The sequence below is a fragment of the Martinezella sp. CNPSo 3890 genome (assembly GCF_057784455.1).
The window spans coordinates 1-1,460 of the sequence record NZ_JBXSOR010000042.1; the positions used below are offsets into that span (position 1 = coordinate 1).

1 protein-coding gene is annotated in these 1,460 nt (G+C 60.1%); it reads left to right on the forward strand.

Going from position 1 to position 1,460, the window contains the following annotated elements:
* Positions 1-1,286, forward strand: a 1,286-nt coding sequence (locus tag AC13RC_RS34060) for an ISNCY family transposase (RefSeq protein WP_488559791.1), incomplete at its 5' end; no start/stop codon positions are given.
* Between the last annotated feature and the right edge of the window lie 174 nt (positions 1,287-1,460).

Here is a 1,460-nt window from a genome sequence, read left to right on the forward strand (position 1 = left end):
CGGCGCGTGTCCTGGACTTGAGCACGCGCCAGGTTCGCCGGCTGTTGGAGCGGATCCGGACGACCGGTGCGGCATCGATCCGGCACAAGGCGATCGGCCGACCGTCGAACAATCGGATCAGCGATGGCGTTCGCGATTACGCGGTGACGCTGATTGGCGAACGCTATGCGGACTTCGGGCCGACGCTGGCGTCGGAGAAGCTGGCCGAACGCGATGGCTTGCGGGTATCGCGTGAGACGGTGCGCAGCTGGATGGTCGAGGCTGGACTATGGCTGTCGCGCAAGCAGCGCCGGACGTTTCATCAGCCGCGGTTGCGGCGCGAGGCCTATGGCGAGCTGGTGCAGATCGACGGCTCCGAGCACCGCTGGTTTGAGGACCGTGGTAATCCGTGTTCGCTGCTGGTGTTCGTCGATGATGCGACCGGCAAGTTGATGCAGTTGCGCTTCGTGCGTTCGGAAAGTGCCTTCAGCTATTTCGAGGCGCTGGCGCTTTATCTCAAGCGTCATGGCGCACCGGTTGCCTTTTATTCAGACAAGCATTCGGTGTTCCGGGTGGCTAAAAAGGATGCAAAGGGTGGTCAGGGCATGACCCAGTTCGGACGTGCGCTTTGCGAGCTAAACATTGAGATTCTTTGCGCAAATTCGAGCCAGGCCAAGGGCCGTGTCGAGCGGATGAACCGGACGCTGCAGGACCGGCTGGTCAAGGAGTTACGGCTGGCGGGCATCTGCGACATGGAGGCGGGCAATGCGTTTTTGCCTGGCTTTATGGAGGACTACAATGCGCGGTTTGCGATTGCCCCTGCCCGGTCCGATGACCTGCATCGGCCGATAAACCTGGCGCCGGATCGATTGACTGAGATCCTGTGTAAGCGCGAGCAGCGCTATGTCGGATCGCAGCTGACGTTTTCGTTTGAGCGCCAGCGGATCATGCTGGAGGAGACCGAGGTGACGCGCGGATTGGCTGGTCGCTATGTCGAGACTTATGCCTATGCGGATGGTCGGCTGGATGTGCGTTGGAAGGGCTATTCCCTGCCCTATAGGACGTTCGACAAGGATCAGCGGGTGACGCATGCGGCGATCACCGAGAACAAACGCCTTGGTGATGTGCTGGCCTATATCAAGGAGCGTCAGGACCAGCAGCCGAAGCCAAAAGTGAAGACCAACAGCGAACGGATTGGCTACACACCGCGCGGCACCAAGCCTGGACGGAAGACGGATTTCCTGAACGATCCGAAGGTTCTTGCACGGCGTGAGACAGCGCTGTCGCGGCAGCGGGCCGCGGAGTAAACGGTTGATCGCATAGTCTCAAAGCTAAAGCCGAAGGGGTATGTTCCACCCGCCCCGATCTGATCTTGCAACCGGATCAGCCGGTCAGATCGGGGCTGGCCATCGTGCCGTGTGGCAGCTCAAGGTGACATTTTAACTTTGCACCACAGCGGACATTCCAAATCCTTCGCCACA